Here is an 18,810-nt window from a genome sequence, read left to right as displayed (position 1 = left end):
TGTTAAGGGATGTTAATGATAACTGTCAGATTTTAACAGTTTTAGGATGCTGTAGAAATAATCTGCTCAATAAAAATAAATAGGAGGATGTTCAACACCTATTTGATACAAAGTTTAAGTCATTCAAATGATAATGTTTAGGCCCTCAGTTTTATGGGTAAACAGCTTTTAAGCTACATCATCATGCGGAATAAGGAGCTATAAACGGGTTTATGTAGGTGATGAGTAATATTTTTAGTTAGCGCATGAGGCTAATGATTGGTTTTAGTTAAAATATGGTGTTTGTTGGGTAAAAAGGAATAAAAGACGCTGGTATAATACCATTACTTTTATTAAAAATCAAACATAACTAACTAACCGTCAATGGAAAAAACTTTTACAAGACATTTCTATCTGAAATTTCTATCTGCAACATTTTTTTATTTATTAATTCCCTGGCTGGCATTTGCCCAGCAAATAATAAAGGGAACCGTTTTAGATCAGAACGATAAACCCATTCCTGGGGTATCTATATTGGAAAAGGGAACAAAAAATGGTACTTCCACAAATGGAGATGGAAAGTTCGTATTAACTGTACAAAATAGTAAAGCAATACTTGTGGCAAGGATTGTGGGCTTCTTAACGGTAGAGAAACCTGTTACGGCAAATGCCATACTGAACTTTTCTTTACAAGACGACAATAAGATGCTTGATGAGGTGGTACTGATTGGTTATCAAAAAATTACCAGAAAAAAATCAACGGCCTCTATTTCCAGTATTTCCGGAAAAGAGCTGGCTAATTTACCTGCTGCAAGTTTTGACCAATTGTTACAGGGCAGACTTTCGGGCGTAAATGTTCAAAATTTTACCGGCCAGCCTGGGGTGTCACCAACTGTTTCGGTACGTGGTAACTCAACAGCGAGTACGAGCTACGATCAGTTTAATACCGTAAGAACGCCATTATACGTGGTTGATGGGGTGCCACAATCTTCAGATGACTTTGTGCCACCTGGTACAGGAACTGGTACAAACTATCTTGCAGGGATTAATCCGAACGACATTGAATCAATCGATGTGTTGAAAGATGCATCAGCTGCAGCTATTTATGGATCAAGAGCGGCAAATGGTGTAATTCTGATTACAACCAAAAAAGGAGTTAGCGGAGAAACCAGGGTTTCCTTAAGTAGTTATGTGGGTTTTGTGCAAAGGCCAGATCTGAGGGAAGCAACGATAGGCGCTACAGAACGCAGACAAAAAATGGAAGTTTTGCAGCGTCAGCTTACTTACGACCAAAGAAGACAGTTGCCCTATTTGCTTACCGATAGTTTAAATCCGGCTTTTAACGGAAATACAGATTGGCAGGATTTATTTTATCAGGTGGGTAAGATTAATGATAATAACTTGAGTATAACCGGTGGATCGGACAACGGAATGACCTACCGTTTTAGTGGTGGTTATTATAATGAGCAGGGAATTATAAAGGGAACAGGATTTAAAAGGTATAGTTCGAGGATTAATTTAACGTCAAGGGCTTTGAATAAAAAGCTGATGATTAATCCACAATTTTACTACTCAAGCGCTGATCGGGCGAGAGGAAATGAAGATCCAGATGATCCGAACAAACCAACCAAAATTGGCGCTGGCAATCTGCCCTCGTCACTGATCAATTTGTCACCTGAGAAACTAGATTTTTTTGTAAGTCCTAACAGCGAGAACCTCGATAAAAACATCAGTAATCAGTTTGGCATCAACTTGAATTTATCTTATGAGTTTAATAAGCATTTTACGCTAAACTCGCAGTCCTCATATACTTCAGACAATACCCGGAGAGATGCCAGCAGAAGTAGCCTGCTCAATAATAATTTTGGAAACAGCGCGACTAGTTTTTCTTCCAGTGGTATTGGTTTAAGAACTTCTAATTACCTAAACTACAATGGTACGCTTGGAAAGCATTCTTTCAGTGCTGTGGTAGGGCAGGATATAGAATACAATAAATATCAGAATACACAGGCTGCCGGATTTGGTGGTGCTTCTGATAACATACAAGTGGTAACGGGATTTCAGCAAGCCAATATTTTTGCTTTGTCGCAGTATCGGGCACATGGTTTAATTGCCTATTACGGTCGTTTTAACTATGACTACGATAGTAAATATTTGTTATCCGGAACACTCAGGACTGATGGTTCATCTGGTTTCGGCGAGAACAACAAATATGGTGTTTTCCCTTCGGTATCGGTAGGCTGGATATTATCCGAAGAAAATTTTATGAAAAACATCACTAATAATCCATTTACACTAGTGAAAATCAGGGGTAGTTACGGTGCTACCGGCAATGAAGATTTAAGGAATTCATACGTACAGTATAATAAATACCTGGTTAATAATGGTGGGTTTGAAGGTAATGGTGCTGTTAATGGTGTTCAATATGGACTCCCCGGTGCAACTTCATATAACGGCGTTACAGCGATAACTCCAAATTTTATTAACGGTGTGGCACAAAAAGATTTAAGCTGGGAAAAATCAACGCAATGGAATATCGGTACTGATCTTGAATTCCAAAATGGAAAATACGCACTGTCGTTTGATGTGTACAATAAAGAGGTAAAGGATAAATTGTTTAATGTAGACTTGCCAGTTACTTCTGGTTATGATAACGCGTTTACCAATGCATTTTCTGTGCGCAATTCTGGTATGGAATTGACCTTTAACGCAACTCCAATCAGTAAAAAGATTAAATGGAATACCTCATTTAATATATCCTACAACAAAAACCAGATCATGAGCCTGCCTAACGGTGGCAGAGACATTGTATTGAGAGGTGACCGGTTTGATAAATCCCATATCCTTTCTGTCGGGAGCCCAATAAATGCATTTTACTTATATAGAACAAATGGGGTATTTTCGAGAACAAGTGATATCCCTGTTAATCCTTTCACAGGAGAATTGTACAAGAATACGAGTGGTACCTATGCAGCCGGTGAATTTTATCTGGCTGACCTTGACGGAGATGGTGTTATTGATGTTTTCAATGATGGAATTAATCCTGATAAAATGCCAGTCGGCGATCCCAATCCGCGTTTTACAGGTGGATGGACCAATAATTTCAGCTACAAAAATTTCTCGTTGAGCATTTTTGCAACATTTACATTTAAAAGAGATGTACTGAACTTATTTGATTCAGATCGTTTTGCTAATTCAACGTCTATTGATGCTGTATCAAATTTCGCAAATTTCTCCACCCCTGATTTAGACAGACTTAATATCTGGAGAAATCCAGGCGACAATGCTGAATACGCTAAATACGATTTGGGTAGTTACCACTATTATTATACAGGGGCACAAACTTTTTTCTTAGAAAAGGGTGGTTATTTGAGGATAAGAAGCATCAATATCGGCTACGACCTGAATGCCAGGACTTTAAAAAGATTGGGATTGAGCCAGCTTAAAATATTTGCGGTAGTTGACAATGTTCATATGTTCCAGCAATCTAAAAAACTGCCTGATGCGGAGGCTGTAAACGGATATGGCGAGTATAATGGAAATGGATACCCGATCCCTAGAAAATATACATTAGGCCTTCAAGTTCAATTTTAATACCATTCACATGAAAAATTTACGTACAAAACTCAGCATATTATGTGCTCTAACCTTGATCTTGAGTACCAGTGCCTGTAAAAAATTCCTTTATGAAGAACCAAAAGATGCACCATATGAGCAAACTTTCTGGAAAACTTCTAAAGATGTAAGGAGTGCCATGGCGGGTAATTACGCATTGTTCCGTGGTGCAATTACGAATAAAAATAACCGCTATTACATGTATGGAGATGCAATTGCTAAAAATTATTTTACCATTCAGTATAGTGGGGATGGGCTTGAGGGGATACAAACCGGCGATTTTACCTTTCAGTATAACCTAAACTCATTAGCCAATTACACGCTTTACTATAAAAGTATAGCGATGTCGAACACCATATTGTTAAAAGTAGCGGCGATGACCGACGCCCAATTATCGGCGGAAAATGATGCTGTTGCATTTAGAAATAACACTTTAGGCCAGGCTTATTTTTTAAGGGCATTAAGTTATTTTATGATGGTAAGGGTTTGGGGCGATCTGCCAATTGTTACCGAAGCATATGAAGATCCACTTAATGCACCTCAACTTCCCAGAAAGCCAAAGGCAGAGGTAATGAAACTCATTGAAGATGATTGTCATAAAGCCATTAATTTGCTGACCTGGACTTATGAAAACAGTGGCGATGCGAAAGTTACAGCTAACAAAGGAGCTGCATATGCACTTTTAGCCCATTTGTATTTATGGCGGGCCACCATGTCCAATGTCAGTTCAGACACGCCCAACCTGGTTGATGTAAATAGCGCAGATACTACGATTAACACACTAATCAATCGTGGTGGCTATACTTTAACTGATACGGCCAATTATAAGAATACTTTTATAGGTCGTTCTTCAGAAGGTATTTTTGAAATCAATATAAGCGAGAATACGTTGGAAGGTTCTAATAGTTCAATAGGCGGGGGCTTTTTAAACGAAAGCTATGTAAAAGGAAACGGTAATAATCCAAGGTACTTTGTGGTGCCCAGGTATCTGAAAGATCATTTTTCTACAACTACTGATATCAGATACACCAAAGGCTTTGATGTAACCCTGCCGGATAAGCCAGTGTGTCTGAAATATTCCAATGTGACATACAGAAATCCGGGGCAAAAGTTAAATCCATATTTAAGCAATAACATCATAATCTTCAGGTTAGGTGATATGAGATTGCTAAAAGCTGAAATCGCACTGTATAAGGGAGATGCCGCCACGGCTACCTCAATTATCAATACATTCAGAAGGAGGAATGATCCCAATCCTGTGTTGGTAGATAACGGCTTGTCTGTAAGCGATGTCATGGATGAATACATTATCGAACGCGGACGGGAAATGTATCTCGAAGGACACCTGTTTTATGATTTGCTACGCACCAGAAGGTATGGGTTCATCGTAGACTGGCTACCGGAAGACAGATTTAAAAAAGAAGGTTTTTACTGGCCTGTAGATCCCGCTTTGTTTAGGAACAATCCATTCTTAAAGCAAACTACATATTGGTTGGGTAAGGTGTAAATAATTAATTTTTATATTAAAAATCATGAAAAATACTATTTTAATATATATGTCGATTGTTTTACTGGCCATGTCGGCATGTAAAAAAGACGACTATAAACGAGATGGGGGGCAGAGTAGTCCTTTTGTTGATATGACCACTTATGACTACCTAAAATCCAATCGCAATTTTGATTCATTGGTGAAAGTGATTGATAAGGCGGGTTTGAAAGATGCTGTAAATGGCGATGCTACCTTCTTTGCTACCACAAATTATGGAATAGCAGATTATGTAAAAGCGAAAAAATATCAAAAGAGTCTTCAACTCGGTAAAGAAAATTTTGATTTCGGAATCAAAGATATCCCGGCTCAGGAACTTAGTGATTCATTAAAAACTTACCTGTTTGCAGGTAAAATAAACAGGGATCAGATTAGCCTTGCCGGGAAGCTGTACAATAGCTTGTTAGGTGCCATTCCAAATGTCCAATATTTAATTAAGTTTAGACGATCTACTTTGGAATATACCCAGTATTTGAATTACATAGATTATGTTACCTATACCAAAGTGATAGGTACGCGCGATGATACGGAACCTGATCTGAATGCTATACCGGATAACCAAAAAGATAAAGCGGTAGACGTACAGACCTCCGGTATTATCACAAAAACAGGAATTGTTCATGTTTTAAACGGAAATCATAGGTTGTTTTTTAATGGACAATCGTTAGGGAATTAAACCATAAAATATTCAATCATGAAAATTAAATATATTTTAGGCATACTGTTTTTACTGAGTATTTATTCTTGCTTAAAAATTGAGAAAGGTTTTCAAAGTAACGCCATTCGCTATAAAGACAACGATATTTATGCTAAACGAGGCCTGATACTTTTTCAGTCTGACAGGATTAATGCAGATGGCTCTACACCGCCATTTACCTATAAAATGGTAAACCTCAGGAAAGAAGACGGTTCTCCTGCACCGGTAGAATTTTCTAAAGCCTATGAAATTCTGGTGTTTAAGGAGGGTACCAGTTTCGATGCAGAAAAGGATGTGACTGTTGATTTGTTGAACAAGAAAAGAGAAACGGTTAAAAGATTACCCATGTATTTCAACGAAAACAGCGGACAACTCACATTCAATAGGGCTTCAGCAAATTTACCATTGGGCAAGTATGTTTTTGATGTTGAAATGACAAACGTTACCGGAACAAAGCTTTTTCCAAAATTGGCAACGATAAATGTTGTAGACCCTGAAGGCGATGATTTATTTGTGGTTACGGATAATGTTTCGAATGCATTTCACGATGTTACAGGTGTGGCAACGCCTATGAAAAATCCCATTATTACCTGTACTAAAATCTCTAATAATGGTGCAAGGGCGATATTAAAAATGGTTGATAAAAATGGAAAGGTTTTTAACCCTAAGGCAGGCGAAATCATACAAAGAGGAGATCGGCCGATTTTTGAAAATTATGCAAAGTTTAATCCGGTTATTAAGACTGATACAGCCATGATTTGTGATTTTGAGGTAGCGCCTTTCCCACTGACCAAATATGTTACGCCAACAACAGATTGGGGCTTTTTAATGTATTACAGGATCCCAAGTAACTTTGTCACCGTTGATGGTTTTCCTGCATCTCTCGGAACATTCTCTGTAAATCCCCGGTGGTCATGGCAATTAAAGCTTGAAGGAACATATGTAATACAGGTGAAATTTCCTGATGTAACAAAAAAATAGTATGTAAATTCAATTAAACGGAAAGGCAATTTCATATGGAATTGCCTTTCTGTATGAGTGGGGTTTCCTAATTAAATAACCTTAAAAATAAATTTAGTGAAATTAAATGTTGAGGCAGTTTATTGCTCGCTTCTTTCAAAAACAAAATAAATGATTAGTTGTTCAACTGAGGTTTACTTAACTATTTAGTAATCTTAATATTAAATGTCAATTATAATTTTGTTTAACCACTAAATTTATTAAAATGATTAAAAACAGCTCAAAATTAATCTGCATCTGCTTAGGTACACTGGTGATGGCTTCATGTGGAAGTTCTCAAAAGGACAAACCTGCTGATACCACCATTACCAAGACAGAAACGGTTGTAACTGTACCGGAGAAGCAAGAAAATGCACCGGCAGGCAGTAGCTTTAGTATCACACCTGATAGTGCTGTTTTAGGCAAAAGCAAGGAAGCATTGGTTAAGGTAACTGAAGCAACTGCAGTAGAATTGCAGGATGCGGATGGTAAATCTACAGGTGCTGAACTTACTGTTAAACTGCAGGTTACCAATAAAAGTACCCTCGATGCTAAGAAATATTTCTCTGTTTCTGCCGCTGATGCCAGACTTGAATTGGATAATGGTACAGCGGTTCCCGGAAATAAAGAGAGCGGTAATACCGAACCTGAGCCGGAGGCTTCATCAGAAGCCGTATGGAAATTTAGCTTGCCTGCAGGCACCTCACCTAAAAAACTAAATTTTTTCGTAGATGGAACAAGGGTTTCAGTCGGATTAACAAAAAAATAAAATTAAGGCCCCAACTCAGGGGCTTTAATTTTTACAATTATTGTAAAAAATTCAAAAAATATTGTGTAACTCGATTATTATTTAAACCTTTGCACCTCAATAGAGTTATAGCCGTTTTAATACGCCTGAAATGATTAAACAATTTTTACATAAACTTTCTGCTTTCTCCGCGCAACTGGCGTTTGGAAAGAGTTTGTTTATTAATCGTTTTCAGCCTGTATTTTATTATCCCACAAGCCGGCAAAATTTCACGCCACGTATTTAGTACCTCCACTAAACGTTATGAGGAATTGATCCTCTCTAAAAACCCAATTAACAAGAATACTTATAATTTTTCGTTAGAAAACGAATGGATATTAACGAATTTATAGTGCAGGTTGCACTTCCTGAACATCGTGTATTTGCAGAAGAAATTGTAACTGAGATGGCTGAGTCTGCAAAAGCACGTGGCACCGGTATCGCCAAGCGTTCTCCAGACTATGTTGCTGGTAAAATGATCGAAGGCAAGGCCGTGATCGCTTTCCATAAAGATGGTACATGGGCCGGCTTTTGCTATATAGAAACGTGGAGCCATGGTCAGTTTGTGGCAAACTCCGGGTTAATTGTTTCTCCTAAATTCAGGAAGGCAGGTTTAGCGCATGCCATTAAGGAAAAGGTTTTTGATCTTTCCAGAAGTTTGTATCCCAAAGCAAAAATTTTCGGATTAACCACTGGTTTGGCCGTAATGAAAATTAATTCCGACCTGGGTTACGAACCGGTTACCTATTCTGAGTTAACACAGGATGAGGAATTCTGGAAAGGCTGTCAGAGTTGTGTGAACTTTGAGATCCTGAAAATGAAGGAACGTAAAAACTGCATGTGCACAGCCATGTTATATGATCCTGCTACGCAGAAACATGATGCGGCCAAAAGATTTGCAGAAGAATTACAAAAGAAACCTAAATTATATGAGCGCTTCATGCGCATCAAGCAACGTTTAGTTGTAAAACCTAAACCCAAATCCGGGTTCAAGGCCTTGATGTTTTTATTTACCCTATTATTTCATAAATAATGAAAAAGAAAGTTGTTTTAGCTTTTAGCGGAGGTCTTGATACCTCATTTTGTTGTATTTATTTAGCACAGGATCGTGGCTTGGAAGTTCATTCAGTTATTGTAAATACCGGTGGTTTTTCTGAGGAAGAATTGCAGGAGATTGAGAAAAGAGCTTATGCTTTAGGTGTTGCTTCACATGCCGTAGTAGATGAAACAGAAAGTTATTACAACGACTGCATTAAATACCTGATTTTTGGTAATGTATTGAAAAATGCAACTTACCCGCTTTCCGTAAGTGCCGAACGTGTAAGTCAGGCTACGGCAATTGCCAACTATGTTAAAAAAGTGGGTGCAGATTATGTGGCGCACGGAAGTACTGGTGCAGGTAATGACCAGGTACGTTTTGATATGATTTTTAATATCCTGATCCCTGGAGTTGAAATCATTACACCTATTAGAGATTTAAAATTATCCCGTGAAGCGGAAATAGAATATTTAGCAGAACATGGTGTGGAATACAGTGCAGAAAAAGCCAGATATTCCATTAATAAAGGTTTATGGGGCACTTCAGTAGGTGGGAAGGAAACTTTAACCTCTCACGAAACTTTACCCGAAAGTGCCTGGCCAACGCAGGTTTCGGAAACGGAAGCACGCAAAATTGAATTAACTTTCGAAAAAGGTGAACTGGTTGCCATTGATGGTGAAACATTGGCACCTGTAAGCGCGATTCAAAAATTACAGGCCATTGCTCAACCCTTTGGAATTGGTCGCGATATACATGTTGGCGATACCATCATCGGGATTAAAGGTCGTGTGGGTTTCGAAGCTGCGGCACCGGTATTAATTATTAAAGCTCACCACACTTTAGAGAAACACACTTTAACCAAATGGCAGTTAAGCTGGAAAGAGCAATTGTCATCTTTTTACGGCAATTGGTTACATGAAGGTCAGTTCCACGACCCGATCATGCGGAATATTGAAGCTTTCTTAACTGATACGCAAAAGGTAGTAAGCGGCAAAGTATTTGTGGAGTTGTTGCCTTACCGCTTCCAGATTATTGGTATCGAATCGAACCACGATTTAATGAGCAATAAATTTGGTAGCTACGGCGAAATGAACAATGCCTGGAGCGGAGAAGATGTGAAAGGCTTCTCTAAAATTTTTGGTAACCAGGTGATGATTTGGCATAAGGTAAACGGAGAAGAAGCTTAAAGCTGAAAGACTAAAGCGGAAAACTACCTTTATGCATCTCGTCATTGCGAGGAGGCACGACGAAGCAATCCCCAAAGGGTTGTCATCTGAGCTTGTCGAAGGAGTATTAAAATCTAATTTTCATATCCATCTATATTGATAGAACAGATTATGAGTAATAAAATAAAAGCAGGAATAATTGGCGGTGCGGGTTACACTGGTGGTGAAATGCTTCGTATTCTGGTTAACCACCCAAACGTTGAGATTGCTTTCGTCAATAGTACCAGCAATGCCGGAAACCTGATTTCTGATGTACATACTGATTTAATTGGAGATACAGATCTAAAATTTGTAAGTGATATTCCACAAAATATTGATGTGTTGTTTTTATGTGTTGGCCATGGTGATGCGAAAAAGTTTTTAGCAGCCAATCCAATCAAGGAAAGCATTAAAATCATTGATCTATCTCAGGATTTCAGATTAACTGCAAATGCCATTTTTTCGAATCCAGACTCCGGGCTCCCGACTAAAGACTTCACATACGGTTTACCCGAACTTAATCGCGAAGCAATAAAATCTGCCAAAAACATTGCAAATCCTGGCTGTTTTGCCACTTGTATCCAGTTAGGTTTATTACCTCTGGCTGCAAAAGGTTTAATCAATAGTGAAGTTCATATCAATGCGACTACGGGTTCAACAGGTGCTGGTCAAGGCTTAAATGCTACTTCACACTTTAGCTGGAGAAATAATAATTTATCTATCTACAAAGCTTTTGAGCATCAACACCTGAATGAGATTGGTGAAAGTTTGTTGCAGTTGCAGCCATCACTAACAGATCGTTTGAGTTTTATTCCGCAGCGTGGTGCATTTACCAGAGGTATTTTAGCTTCCATGTATCTGGAAAGTGATTCTTCTTTGGAAGAAGCACAACGCATTTTTGAAGAATATTACAGTAGCCATCCTTTCACGCATGTAAGCCGGCGAAATATCGATTTAAAACAGGTGGTCAATACCAATAAAGCGCTGGTTCACGTAGAGAAACACGGCGATAAATTATTTATCATCAGCATTATTGATAACCTCTTAAAAGGTGCCAGCGGACAAGCGGTTCAGAATATGAACCTAATGTTCGGACTGGAAGAAACAGCAGGGCTTAAATTGAAAGCGGCCTATTTTTAGTGATACGTTATAAGTTTTAAATAATAAGTGTATGCAAAATTTTAAAGATTTAAAAGTATGGGATAAAGCCCACCAGCTTACACTTAGTATTTATAAGATTAGTGCGAGCTTCCCAAAAGAAGAAGTGTATAGTCTTACCAATCAACTCCGGCGGGCATCGGCATCAATACCAGCTAATATTGCCGAAGGCTGTGGGAAAAATTCACAGGCAGATTTGGCAAATTTTTTAAATATTTCTTTAGGTTCAGCAAATGAGACTGAATACTTTTTGATTTTATCTAAAGATTTAGACTACCTAGCTGAAGAACAATTTACAATTTTATCAAATAGTATTAATGAAGTTAAGGCAATGCTTATCAGTTTAATTTTGAAAGTTAGAACTAAGCACCGAAACCTATAACTTAAAACGTACAACTCATAACTCAAACAATGAACTTATTCGACGTTTATCCTCTTAACGATATAGAAATTACCAAAGCAGCCGGCAGCAATGTTTGGGATGCTAATGAACAAAAATATTTAGATCTATATGGTGGCCATGCCGTGATTTCCATTGGTCACACCCATCCGCATTATGTTAATCGCTTAACCGAGCAGTTAAACAAAGTTGGTTTTTACTCCAATTCAGTTAAAATTCCTTTACAGGTACAGCTGGCAGAAAAATTGGGCCAGGTTTCTGGTAAGATAGATTACCAATTGTTTTTGGTAAATTCAGGAGCAGAAGCCAACGAAAATGCGCTAAAATTAGCCTCATTTTACAACGGCAGAAAGAAAGTGATTGCTTTCACCGGTGCTTTCCACGGACGTACATCATTGGCCGTATCTGTAACTGATAATCCGAAAATTGTTGCGCCGGTTAACCAGACGAAAAACGTAATCTTTTTACCTTTTAATAACGAGGTTGCTTTAGAAGAAACTTTCAAAGCGCAAGGTAATGAAATTTCGGCCGTAATTATTGAAGGTATTCAGGGTGTAGGTGGAATTAAGGAAGCTTCAAAAAGTTTCTTGCAGAAAATCCGTGCGCTTTGTGATGAATACAATTCGGTTTACATTGCCGATTCCGTTCAGTGTGGTTATGGCAGAACTGGTTTATTTTATTCACACGATTATGCCGGGGTTGAAGCCGATGTTTACACCATGGCCAAAGGAATGGGTAATGGATTTCCGGTAGCAGGAATTTCAATTGCCCCTAAGTTTAAACCATGGCATGGAGAATTAGGTACCACTTTTGGTGGTAATCACCTGGCCTGTGCAGCAGCATTAGCCGTTTTAGAGGTAATGGAGCAAGATAACCTCATGAAAAACGCCGAAGAAATCGGAAATTACTTAATTACAGAATTAAAAAAAATTGAACAGGTAGTTGAAGTTCGCGGTCGTGGATTAATGATTGGTATTGAATTGCCAGCCGAGCTTGCCCATGTTAAAAAAGAGTTATTACTCACCCACTATATTTTTACCGGCGAAGCAAAGCCGAATGTAATTCGCTTATTGCCGGCTTTGAATTTAACCAAGGCACATGCTGATGAATTTTTGGAAGCGTTTGCTTTAGTTTTAAGTTCTAAGTAGTACGTTTTAAGTACACAGGACTCTATTTATAAATTATTTTGGATGAGGAATACGAAACTTATAACGTATAACTTACTACTTACAACGTTTTAAAATGAAACTTTTCACTTCCGTGCACGATGTTCCAAGCATCAAGCAGTTTGTAAATGATGCGCTTGCCTTAAAGGCAAATCCTTATGCGCATCAGGATTTAGGTAAAAACAAGACCCTGGGTTTGGTTTTCATGAACCCAAGTCTGCGCACCCGTTTAAGTACCCAAAAGGCTGCTTTAAATTTAGGGATGAATGTGATGGTGATGAATCTGGATAAAGAAGGCTGGGCTTTAGAAACACAGGACGGTGTGGTGATGAATGGCTCAACCGTGGAGCACATCCGCGAAGCTGCTGCCGTAATGGGTCAATATTGCGATATTCTAGGCTTGCGATCTTTCCCTAAACTAAATAATCGTGAAGAAGATTATAGCGAAGATTTCTTTAATAAATTCGTGAAATATTGTGGAGTTCCTGTGGTAAGTTTAGAAAGTGCTACACGCCATCCTCTACAGAGCTTTGCTGATATCATTACCATTCACGAGACCTGGACGAACAAACCTGATGGACGTAAACCAAAGGTCGTTTTAGCCTGGGCACCTCATGTAAAGGCCTTGCCACAGGCTGTGCCAAATTCTTTTGCTGAATGGATGTGTCAGGCACAGGAAGAAGAAATGATCGATTTTACCATTGCTCAACCTGAAGGGTATGAACTTTCAGCAGATTTTACCAAAGGTGCCGATATTCAGTATAATATAGAGGCGGCATTGGCCGGAGCAGATTATGTATATGTAAAAAACTGGAGCAGCTATCAGGAATATGGTCAAGTATTAAATTATCCTGAAGGCTGGATGATGGACAATGAAAAGTTAAAATTCACCAATGATGCGAAAGTGATGCATTGTTTACCTGTTCGCAGAGATTTGGAATTATCATCTGAAATCTTAGATGGACCAAATTCATTAGTCATTCACGAAGCTGGTAACCGTTTATGGGCCGCACAAGCTGTAATTAAATCGATGCTGGAAGAATTGAAATAATCTGTTACGATTTGAAGGCCTATAACCTGCAACTTATCAGGAAGACAGCTTACGATCATAAAAATTATAATTATTTTTATACATGGCTAAGCCAATTACAAGTACTTTATCCGATTTCCATCAGGTGATTATCATGATCAACGATGCACGGAACAGGGCCTACAGTAAGGCAAACGCCGAGTTGGTAATGTTGTATTTTAATATTGGAAAAATTGTTTCTGAAAAAGTGTTGGCTGGAAATTGGGGTGATGGAACAGTAAATGATCTGGCAGATTATATCGCCGAAAAGCAACCGCTCTTAAAGGGATTTAACCGCCGCGGACTTTATAGAATGAAACAATTTTATGAAGTGTATAGCGATGAGCAAATTGTTTCGACACTGTTGACAAAATTGCAAGCTGATCATAACTTAAAAGTGTCACCAGTGGTGACACAATTAGAAAGCAGTATTTTTACTTTTTGCAAAAGGATATTATTAAAAATAAACTGGACACATCATCTGTTAATACTGTCAAAAACAAAAGGCATTGAAGAGAACCAGCACTCATTGCCGATTATGAAACCAAGTTGATTGATAAAAAACTGCTCGCAGAAAAATTGCATCAACTTTCTGAAATTTTTTATAGAAATGAACAATAAGCAACTGACCATCATCAAAATTGGTGGAAACGTCATCGATCACTCCGCAAACTTACATCAGTTTTTGCTGGATTTTACCGCTTTGCCAGGCGATAAAATCCTGGTTCATGGTGGTGGCAAAATCGCAACAGAACTGGGCGAAAGTTTAGGCATCGAAGCGAAAATGGTGGATGGTCGCCGGATTACCGATATTGAAACCTTGCGAATTGTTACCATGGTTTATGCAGGATTAATTAATAAAAATATGGTTGCCCAGTTGCAGGCGAAGGGTAGCAATGCCATTGGTTTAACTGGTGCGGATGGAAATATCATTCAGGCAAAAAAACGTCCTGTGAAAGAGATCGATTATGGTTTTGTAGGTGATTTGGATGAAAAATCTGTCTCTGCCGAAACCTTAAGTAAATTATTGCAAGCCGGATTGGTTCCTGTTTTATGTGCCATTACACATGATGGAGAAACCCAACTGTTAAATACCAATGCTGATACCATTGCATCATCGGTTGCGGTAGCCATGTCGGCTTTATACGAAACGCGTTTGGTATATTGCTTCGAGAAAAAAGGTGTGTTGAAAGATGTAAATGATGATGATTCTGTAGTTAGAGAAATCAAAGCAGATGAATTTGAAGGACTTAAAGCTGATGGAACTGTGCAGGGCGGAATGATTCCAAAATTGCACAATGCTTTCGAGGCCATTAAAAAAGGTGTTTCTGCCGTTTATATTGGCAAAGCCGATGAATTAGCAGAACTGGCTGATGGAATGTTTGGCACCAAAATGCTGAAGTAAAGGTAGAGAAGAAAGGCTGAAGGTTCTGGGATTAGAAAGGAAAAGAAACCGATGAATTCTGCTTTTGCCATTTAAACCTGATAGTAGTGGAAAGCTCCCGATTTTTCATCGGGACTTGTAACGAATAGCAGGACTGAACATCAATAGAATTGCTGAAATTGCTTTTCAAAAAATATATAAATCTTTGTAATCAAATCATCTGTGTAATCAACCCGCAGGAAAATTAGGAATCATGACAAAAAAAATAGCCATCATTGGTAGCGGAAATATAGGTTTATCTTTAGCTAAAGGTTTGGTAAAGGCCGACTTTGCTCAAGCGGGCGATATTACACTTACCCGTAGAAATATTGATCATTTAAAATCTTTCGCCGAAGCTGGATTTGTAGTGAGCAATAACAATAAAGAGGCTGTTTCCAAAGCTGATGTTGTCATCCTCGCCGTTTTGCCGCAACAGTTAAACACTGTTTTAGATGAAATCAATGCGTCGATAGATTCGGCTAAACATTTGGTTATTTCTGTAATTTCCGGTGTCAGCTGTGCTGCGGTTCGAGCGAAACTGGGTGAGGATGTAGAAGTGATTCGTGTAATGCCAAACACGGCAATTGCCATCGGACAATCGATGACTTGCATGGCCAGTGATAATGCCTCGGCTGAAAATATTGCGGATGTGACCAAAATGTTTGAAACCGTAGGCTCGGTAGTTAAAATAAACGAAGATTTAATGACTTCTGCTACCGCACTTTGTGCCTGTGGGATTGCGTTTTTTTTAAGGGCGATCCGGGCAGCATCGCAGGGTGGCGTAGAAATTGGTTTCCATGCCGATGAAGCACTTAAAATGGCTGTTCAAACGGCAAAAGGAGCGGCCGATTTACTTTTATTGCATGGTACACACCCGGAATCAGAAATAGATAAAGTAACTTCGCCGAAAGGTTGTACCATTGCCGGTTTAAACGAAATGGAACACAATGGTTTTAGCTCATCACTAATAAAGGGAATTAAACTTTCGGCCTTAAAAGCCGGGAATTTATATACCAAGGAAAGCTAAAAGCAGAAAGACTAAAGCTGAAAGCAAAATAAAAAGTATCATGCATGTTAAGATGAAAATTGTCTTGATGCCTGATACTCATTACTTGATACTATGTCATTAGAAAATATACAAAAGGAAAGTCTGGATTTATTGCGTCAATTGATTCGTATCCAGTCTTTTAGTAAAGAAGAAGATAGAACGGCTAATTTAATTGCGCAGTTTTTGGATGAGCGGGGCGTTAAAACCCACCGCAAAATGAATAATGTTTGGGCATATAACAAACATTTTGATGCGAAGAAACCAACACTGTTGCTCAATTCCCATCATGATACGGTAAAGCCAAATTCTGGTTATACCCGTGATCCTTACGATGCAGCCATTGAAGGAGATAAATTATTCGGCTTGGGCAGTAATGATGCTGGTGGTTGTCTGGTTTCCTTAATCGGTACGTTTTTATATTACTATGAACAGGAAAATTTAAAATATAACATCTGTTTGGCCGCAACGGCGGAAGAAGAAATTTCCGGTAATAACGGATTAGAATTGGTTCTGCCTGATTTAGGTGAATTGGAATTCGGAATTGTGGGTGAACCGACAGAAATGAATTTAGCCATTGCTGAACGTGGATTATTAGTATTGGATTGTGTTTCTCATGGCAAAGCAGGTCATGCGGCACGTGAAGAAGGCGAAAATGCCATTTACAAAGCATTGGCAGCTATCGAATGGTTCAGGAATTATCAGTTCCCGAAAGTCTCTGAGGTTTTTGGTCCGCTGAAAATGTCGGTTACCATTATCAATGCGGGTTCGCAGCATAATGTGGTTCCGGCAAATTGTACTTTTACAGTAGATGTCCGGGTGACTGATGCATATACCAACGAAGAAGTTTTAGAAATTATCCGGGCCAATGTAGATTGTGATGTTACGCCACGATCTATCCGTTTAAAGCCATCATCAATCGATAAAAACCATCCTGTAGTTCAGGCTGGTATGGCATTGGGTAAAACCACTTATGGTTCGCCAACAACATCCGATCAGGCTTTATTAGATATTCCATCTGTAAAATGCGGACCAGGTTTTTCTGGCCGCTCGCACATGGCTGATGAGTTTTTGTATGTGAGGGAAGTAGCAGAAGGTGTGGAAGGATATGTGAATATGTTAAAACCGGTTATTGAAGGTTGAGGGTTTAAGGCGTAAGGTTCAGGTGTGAAACTTAAATGCCCCCTTTATCTTTTAAAAGATTCAAAAACCTTTGTGCTTAGTGTCTTTGTGGTAAAAATAGCCTTGTGTTCTCTGAAAAACTTCATGAACTCTGTGCTAAAATTATAAAATAGCTTGGCGCACTTTGCGAAAAAACTTAGTGCCCTTTGCGGTTAAATAGATTTAAAATGAAAATCTGGCAAAAAAATACAGACGTAAATAAATTTGTAGAAACCTTTACGGTTGGAAAAGACCGTGAACTGGATCTACAAATGGCAAAATTTGATGTGTTGGGCTCTCTGGCCCATACGCAAATGTTGGAAACCATTAACCTGCTTACTGCTGATGAATTAAAAACCGTTCAGCAGGAATTGAAAAATATTTATGCTGAAATTGAGGCTGGAAATTTCACTATTGAAGATACCGTAGAGGATGTTCATTCGCAGGTAGAATGGTTGCTTACGCAGCGAATTGGTGAGGCGGGAAAGAAGATCCACAGTGGACGCTCACGTAATGATCAGGTTCTGGTTGATTTAAAGCTATTTTTCAGGGCTTGTATTGAAGATATGGTCAATCAGACATCAATCTTGTTTAACCAATTAATTGAATTAAGTAATACACACCAAGATAAATTGATGCCAGGCTACACGCATTTGCAGATTGCCATGCCATCATCATTCGGACTATGGTTTGGTGCCTACGCGGAAAGCCTTGCCGATGATCTTGAACTGATGCTTGCTGCCTGGAAAATTACCAATAAAAATCCATTGGGTTCTGCCGCTGGTTATGGTTCGTCATTCCCATTAAACAGAACTTTAACGACTGAATTATTAGGATTCGAAAGTTTAAACTACAATGTGGTTTATGCGCAGATGGGGCGTGGAAAAACAGAAAGAATTTTGGCACAGGCCATGAGTTCCATTGCGGCTACTTTGGCCAAAATGGCAATGGATGTATGTTTATTCATCAACCAGAATTTCAGTTTCATTAGTTTTCCGGCAGAACTGACTACAGGTTCGAGTATTATGCCGCACAAGAAAAATCCGGATGTTTTTGAACTGATTCGTTCACGTTGCAATAAAATACAGGCTTTGCCCAATGAAATTGCCATGATGATCACCAATTTGCCATCAGGTTATCACAGAGATTTACAATTGCTGAAAGAAAATCTTTTTCCAGCCATTACTTCCCTGAATGAATGTTTGGAGATCGCTACATTCATGTTTCAAAACATCACTATCAAGGATGACATCTTAAAAGATAAAAAATACGATTATCTGTTTAGTGTAGAGGTGGTTAATGAACTGGCGTTGCAGGGGGTTCCATTCAGGGAAGCATATAAAATTGTAGGCGAACAGATTGAAAATGGTACCTTTGCACCATCAAGTGAGATCAAACATACACATGAAGGCAGTATTGGCAACCTTTGTAACGAGCAGATTACGGCAGCAATGCAGCAGGTTTTAGCTCAGTTTGGTTTTGAAAAAGTGAATAAAGCAATAGAAGATTTAATAGCATAAT

The 18,810-nt window shown here is 38.7% G+C and carries 16 protein-coding genes; all 16 read left to right on the top strand.

The annotated features are described in order from the left end of the window. The first annotated feature begins 363 nt into the window (after window positions 1–363). Complete coding sequence (locus OQX64_RS21380) at window positions 364–3,573, top strand: SusC/RagA family TonB-linked outer membrane protein (protein WP_265820284.1); 3,210 nt, start codon at window positions 364–366, stop codon at window positions 3,571–3,573. A 10-nt stretch (window positions 3,574–3,583) separates the two neighbouring features. Then, window positions 3,584–5,101: a RagB/SusD family nutrient uptake outer membrane protein gene (locus OQX64_RS21375; protein ID WP_088302535.1), complete on the top strand. Its 1,518-nt coding sequence runs from the start codon at window positions 3,584–3,586 to the stop codon at window positions 5,099–5,101. Window positions 5,102–5,126: 25 nt separating this feature from the next. Further along, complete coding sequence (locus OQX64_RS21370) at window positions 5,127–5,816, top strand: hypothetical protein (protein ID WP_140418703.1); 690 nt, start codon at window positions 5,127–5,129, stop codon at window positions 5,814–5,816. 18 nt (window positions 5,817–5,834) lie between these two features. Further along, window positions 5,835–6,818 carry a DUF5007 domain-containing protein gene (locus tag OQX64_RS21365; RefSeq protein ID WP_265820283.1) on the top strand — a complete coding sequence of 328 codons (984 nt, stop codon included), beginning with the start codon at window positions 5,835–5,837 and terminating at the stop codon, window positions 6,816–6,818. A 244-nt stretch (window positions 6,819–7,062) separates the two neighbouring features. Further along, window positions 7,063–7,605 (top strand): hypothetical protein, encoded by a 543-nt coding sequence (locus OQX64_RS21360; protein WP_088302538.1) that lies wholly within the window; start codon window positions 7,063–7,065, stop codon window positions 7,603–7,605. Window positions 7,606–7,954: 349 nt separating this feature from the next. Continuing rightward, a complete protein-coding gene (locus tag OQX64_RS21355) occupies window positions 7,955–8,656 on the top strand; it encodes an N-acetyltransferase (RefSeq protein ID WP_088302539.1) in 702 nt (233 codons plus the stop codon). Beyond that, complete coding sequence (gene argG, locus OQX64_RS21350) at window positions 8,656–9,849, top strand: argininosuccinate synthase (RefSeq protein WP_265820282.1); 1,194 nt, start codon at window positions 8,656–8,658, stop codon at window positions 9,847–9,849. Before OQX64_RS21355 ends, argG begins: the two co-directional genes overlap by 1 nt. A gap of 150 nt (window positions 9,850–9,999) precedes the next feature. Further along, complete coding sequence (argC, locus tag OQX64_RS21345; RefSeq protein ID WP_265820281.1) at window positions 10,000–11,007, top strand: N-acetyl-gamma-glutamyl-phosphate reductase; 1,008 nt, start codon at window positions 10,000–10,002, stop codon at window positions 11,005–11,007. Between the two features lie 31 nt (window positions 11,008–11,038). Beyond that, complete coding sequence (locus OQX64_RS21340; protein ID WP_265820280.1) at window positions 11,039–11,407, top strand: four helix bundle protein; 369 nt, start codon at window positions 11,039–11,041, stop codon at window positions 11,405–11,407. 29 nt (window positions 11,408–11,436) lie between these two features. Then, the gene (locus tag OQX64_RS21335) at window positions 11,437–12,573 is read left to right on the top strand and encodes an aspartate aminotransferase family protein (protein ID WP_265820279.1); all 1,137 of its coding nucleotides are present in this window, start codon (window positions 11,437–11,439) and stop codon (window positions 12,571–12,573) included. Between the two features lie 94 nt (window positions 12,574–12,667). Continuing rightward, window positions 12,668–13,642, top strand: coding sequence for an acetylornithine carbamoyltransferase (locus OQX64_RS21330; protein ID WP_265820278.1), 975 nt, complete (start codon window positions 12,668–12,670; stop codon window positions 13,640–13,642). An 82-nt stretch (window positions 13,643–13,724) separates the two neighbouring features. Further along, entirely contained in the window at window positions 13,725–14,213 is a 489-nt protein-coding gene (locus tag OQX64_RS21325) for a DUF1016 N-terminal domain-containing protein (protein ID WP_265820277.1), read from the top strand. Window positions 14,214–14,270: 57 nt separating this feature from the next. Then, window positions 14,271–15,065 carry an acetylglutamate kinase gene (gene argB, locus OQX64_RS21320; RefSeq protein ID WP_265820276.1) on the top strand — a complete coding sequence of 265 codons (795 nt, stop codon included), beginning with the start codon at window positions 14,271–14,273 and terminating at the stop codon, window positions 15,063–15,065. A gap of 232 nt (window positions 15,066–15,297) precedes the next feature. After that, window positions 15,298–16,110 (top strand): pyrroline-5-carboxylate reductase, encoded by an 813-nt coding sequence (proC, locus tag OQX64_RS21315; protein ID WP_265820275.1) that lies wholly within the window; start codon window positions 15,298–15,300, stop codon window positions 16,108–16,110. 93 nt (window positions 16,111–16,203) lie between these two features. Further along, window positions 16,204–17,271, top strand: coding sequence for a M20 family metallo-hydrolase (locus OQX64_RS21310; RefSeq protein ID WP_265820274.1), 1,068 nt, complete (start codon window positions 16,204–16,206; stop codon window positions 17,269–17,271). A 206-nt stretch (window positions 17,272–17,477) separates the two neighbouring features. Beyond that, the gene (gene argH / locus OQX64_RS21305; RefSeq protein WP_265820273.1) at window positions 17,478–18,809 is read left to right on the top strand and encodes an argininosuccinate lyase; all 1,332 of its coding nucleotides are present in this window, start codon (window positions 17,478–17,480) and stop codon (window positions 18,807–18,809) included. Window position 18,810: the final 1 nt, after the last annotated feature.

Source organism: Pedobacter sp. GR22-10 (assembly GCF_026239715.1).
Classification (GTDB): Bacteria; Bacteroidota; Bacteroidia; order Sphingobacteriales; family Sphingobacteriaceae; genus Pedobacter.
The sequence above is the reverse complement of the archived record's forward strand: the minus strand, read 5'-3'. Positions and strand labels throughout refer to the sequence as shown.

What these genes read in the sequence shown, in the direction of transcription:
- OQX64_RS21375 (WP_088302535.1), top strand. Translation starts at nt 3,584, where the DNA reads ATGAAAAATTTACGTACAAAACTCAGCATATTATGTGCTCTAACCTTG.
- proC (WP_265820275.1), top strand. Translation starts at nt 15,298, where the DNA reads ATGACAAAAAAAATAGCCATCATTGGTAGCGGAAATATAGGTTTATCT.
- OQX64_RS21355 (WP_088302539.1), top strand. Translation starts at nt 7,955, where the DNA reads ATGGATATTAACGAATTTATAGTGCAGGTTGCACTTCCTGAACATCGT.
- OQX64_RS21360 (WP_088302538.1), top strand. Translation starts at nt 7,063, where the DNA reads ATGATTAAAAACAGCTCAAAATTAATCTGCATCTGCTTAGGTACACTG.
- OQX64_RS21370 (WP_140418703.1), top strand. Translation starts at nt 5,127, where the DNA reads ATGAAAAATACTATTTTAATATATATGTCGATTGTTTTACTGGCCATG.
- argH (WP_265820273.1), top strand. Translation starts at nt 17,478, where the DNA reads ATGAAAATCTGGCAAAAAAATACAGACGTAAATAAATTTGTAGAAACC.
- OQX64_RS21335 (WP_265820279.1), top strand. Translation starts at nt 11,437, where the DNA reads ATGAACTTATTCGACGTTTATCCTCTTAACGATATAGAAATTACCAAA.
- OQX64_RS21330 (WP_265820278.1), top strand. Translation starts at nt 12,668, where the DNA reads ATGAAACTTTTCACTTCCGTGCACGATGTTCCAAGCATCAAGCAGTTT.
- argC (WP_265820281.1), top strand. Translation starts at nt 10,000, where the DNA reads ATGAGTAATAAAATAAAAGCAGGAATAATTGGCGGTGCGGGTTACACT.
- argG (WP_265820282.1), top strand. Translation starts at nt 8,656, where the DNA reads ATGAAAAAGAAAGTTGTTTTAGCTTTTAGCGGAGGTCTTGATACCTCA.
- OQX64_RS21325 (WP_265820277.1), top strand. Translation starts at nt 13,725, where the DNA reads ATGGCTAAGCCAATTACAAGTACTTTATCCGATTTCCATCAGGTGATT.
- OQX64_RS21365 (WP_265820283.1), top strand. Translation starts at nt 5,835, where the DNA reads ATGAAAATTAAATATATTTTAGGCATACTGTTTTTACTGAGTATTTAT.
- OQX64_RS21310 (WP_265820274.1), top strand. Translation starts at nt 16,204, where the DNA reads ATGTCATTAGAAAATATACAAAAGGAAAGTCTGGATTTATTGCGTCAA.
- OQX64_RS21380 (WP_265820284.1), top strand. Translation starts at nt 364, where the DNA reads ATGGAAAAAACTTTTACAAGACATTTCTATCTGAAATTTCTATCTGCA.
- argB (WP_265820276.1), top strand. Translation starts at nt 14,271, where the DNA reads ATGAACAATAAGCAACTGACCATCATCAAAATTGGTGGAAACGTCATC.
- OQX64_RS21340 (WP_265820280.1), top strand. Translation starts at nt 11,039, where the DNA reads ATGCAAAATTTTAAAGATTTAAAAGTATGGGATAAAGCCCACCAGCTT.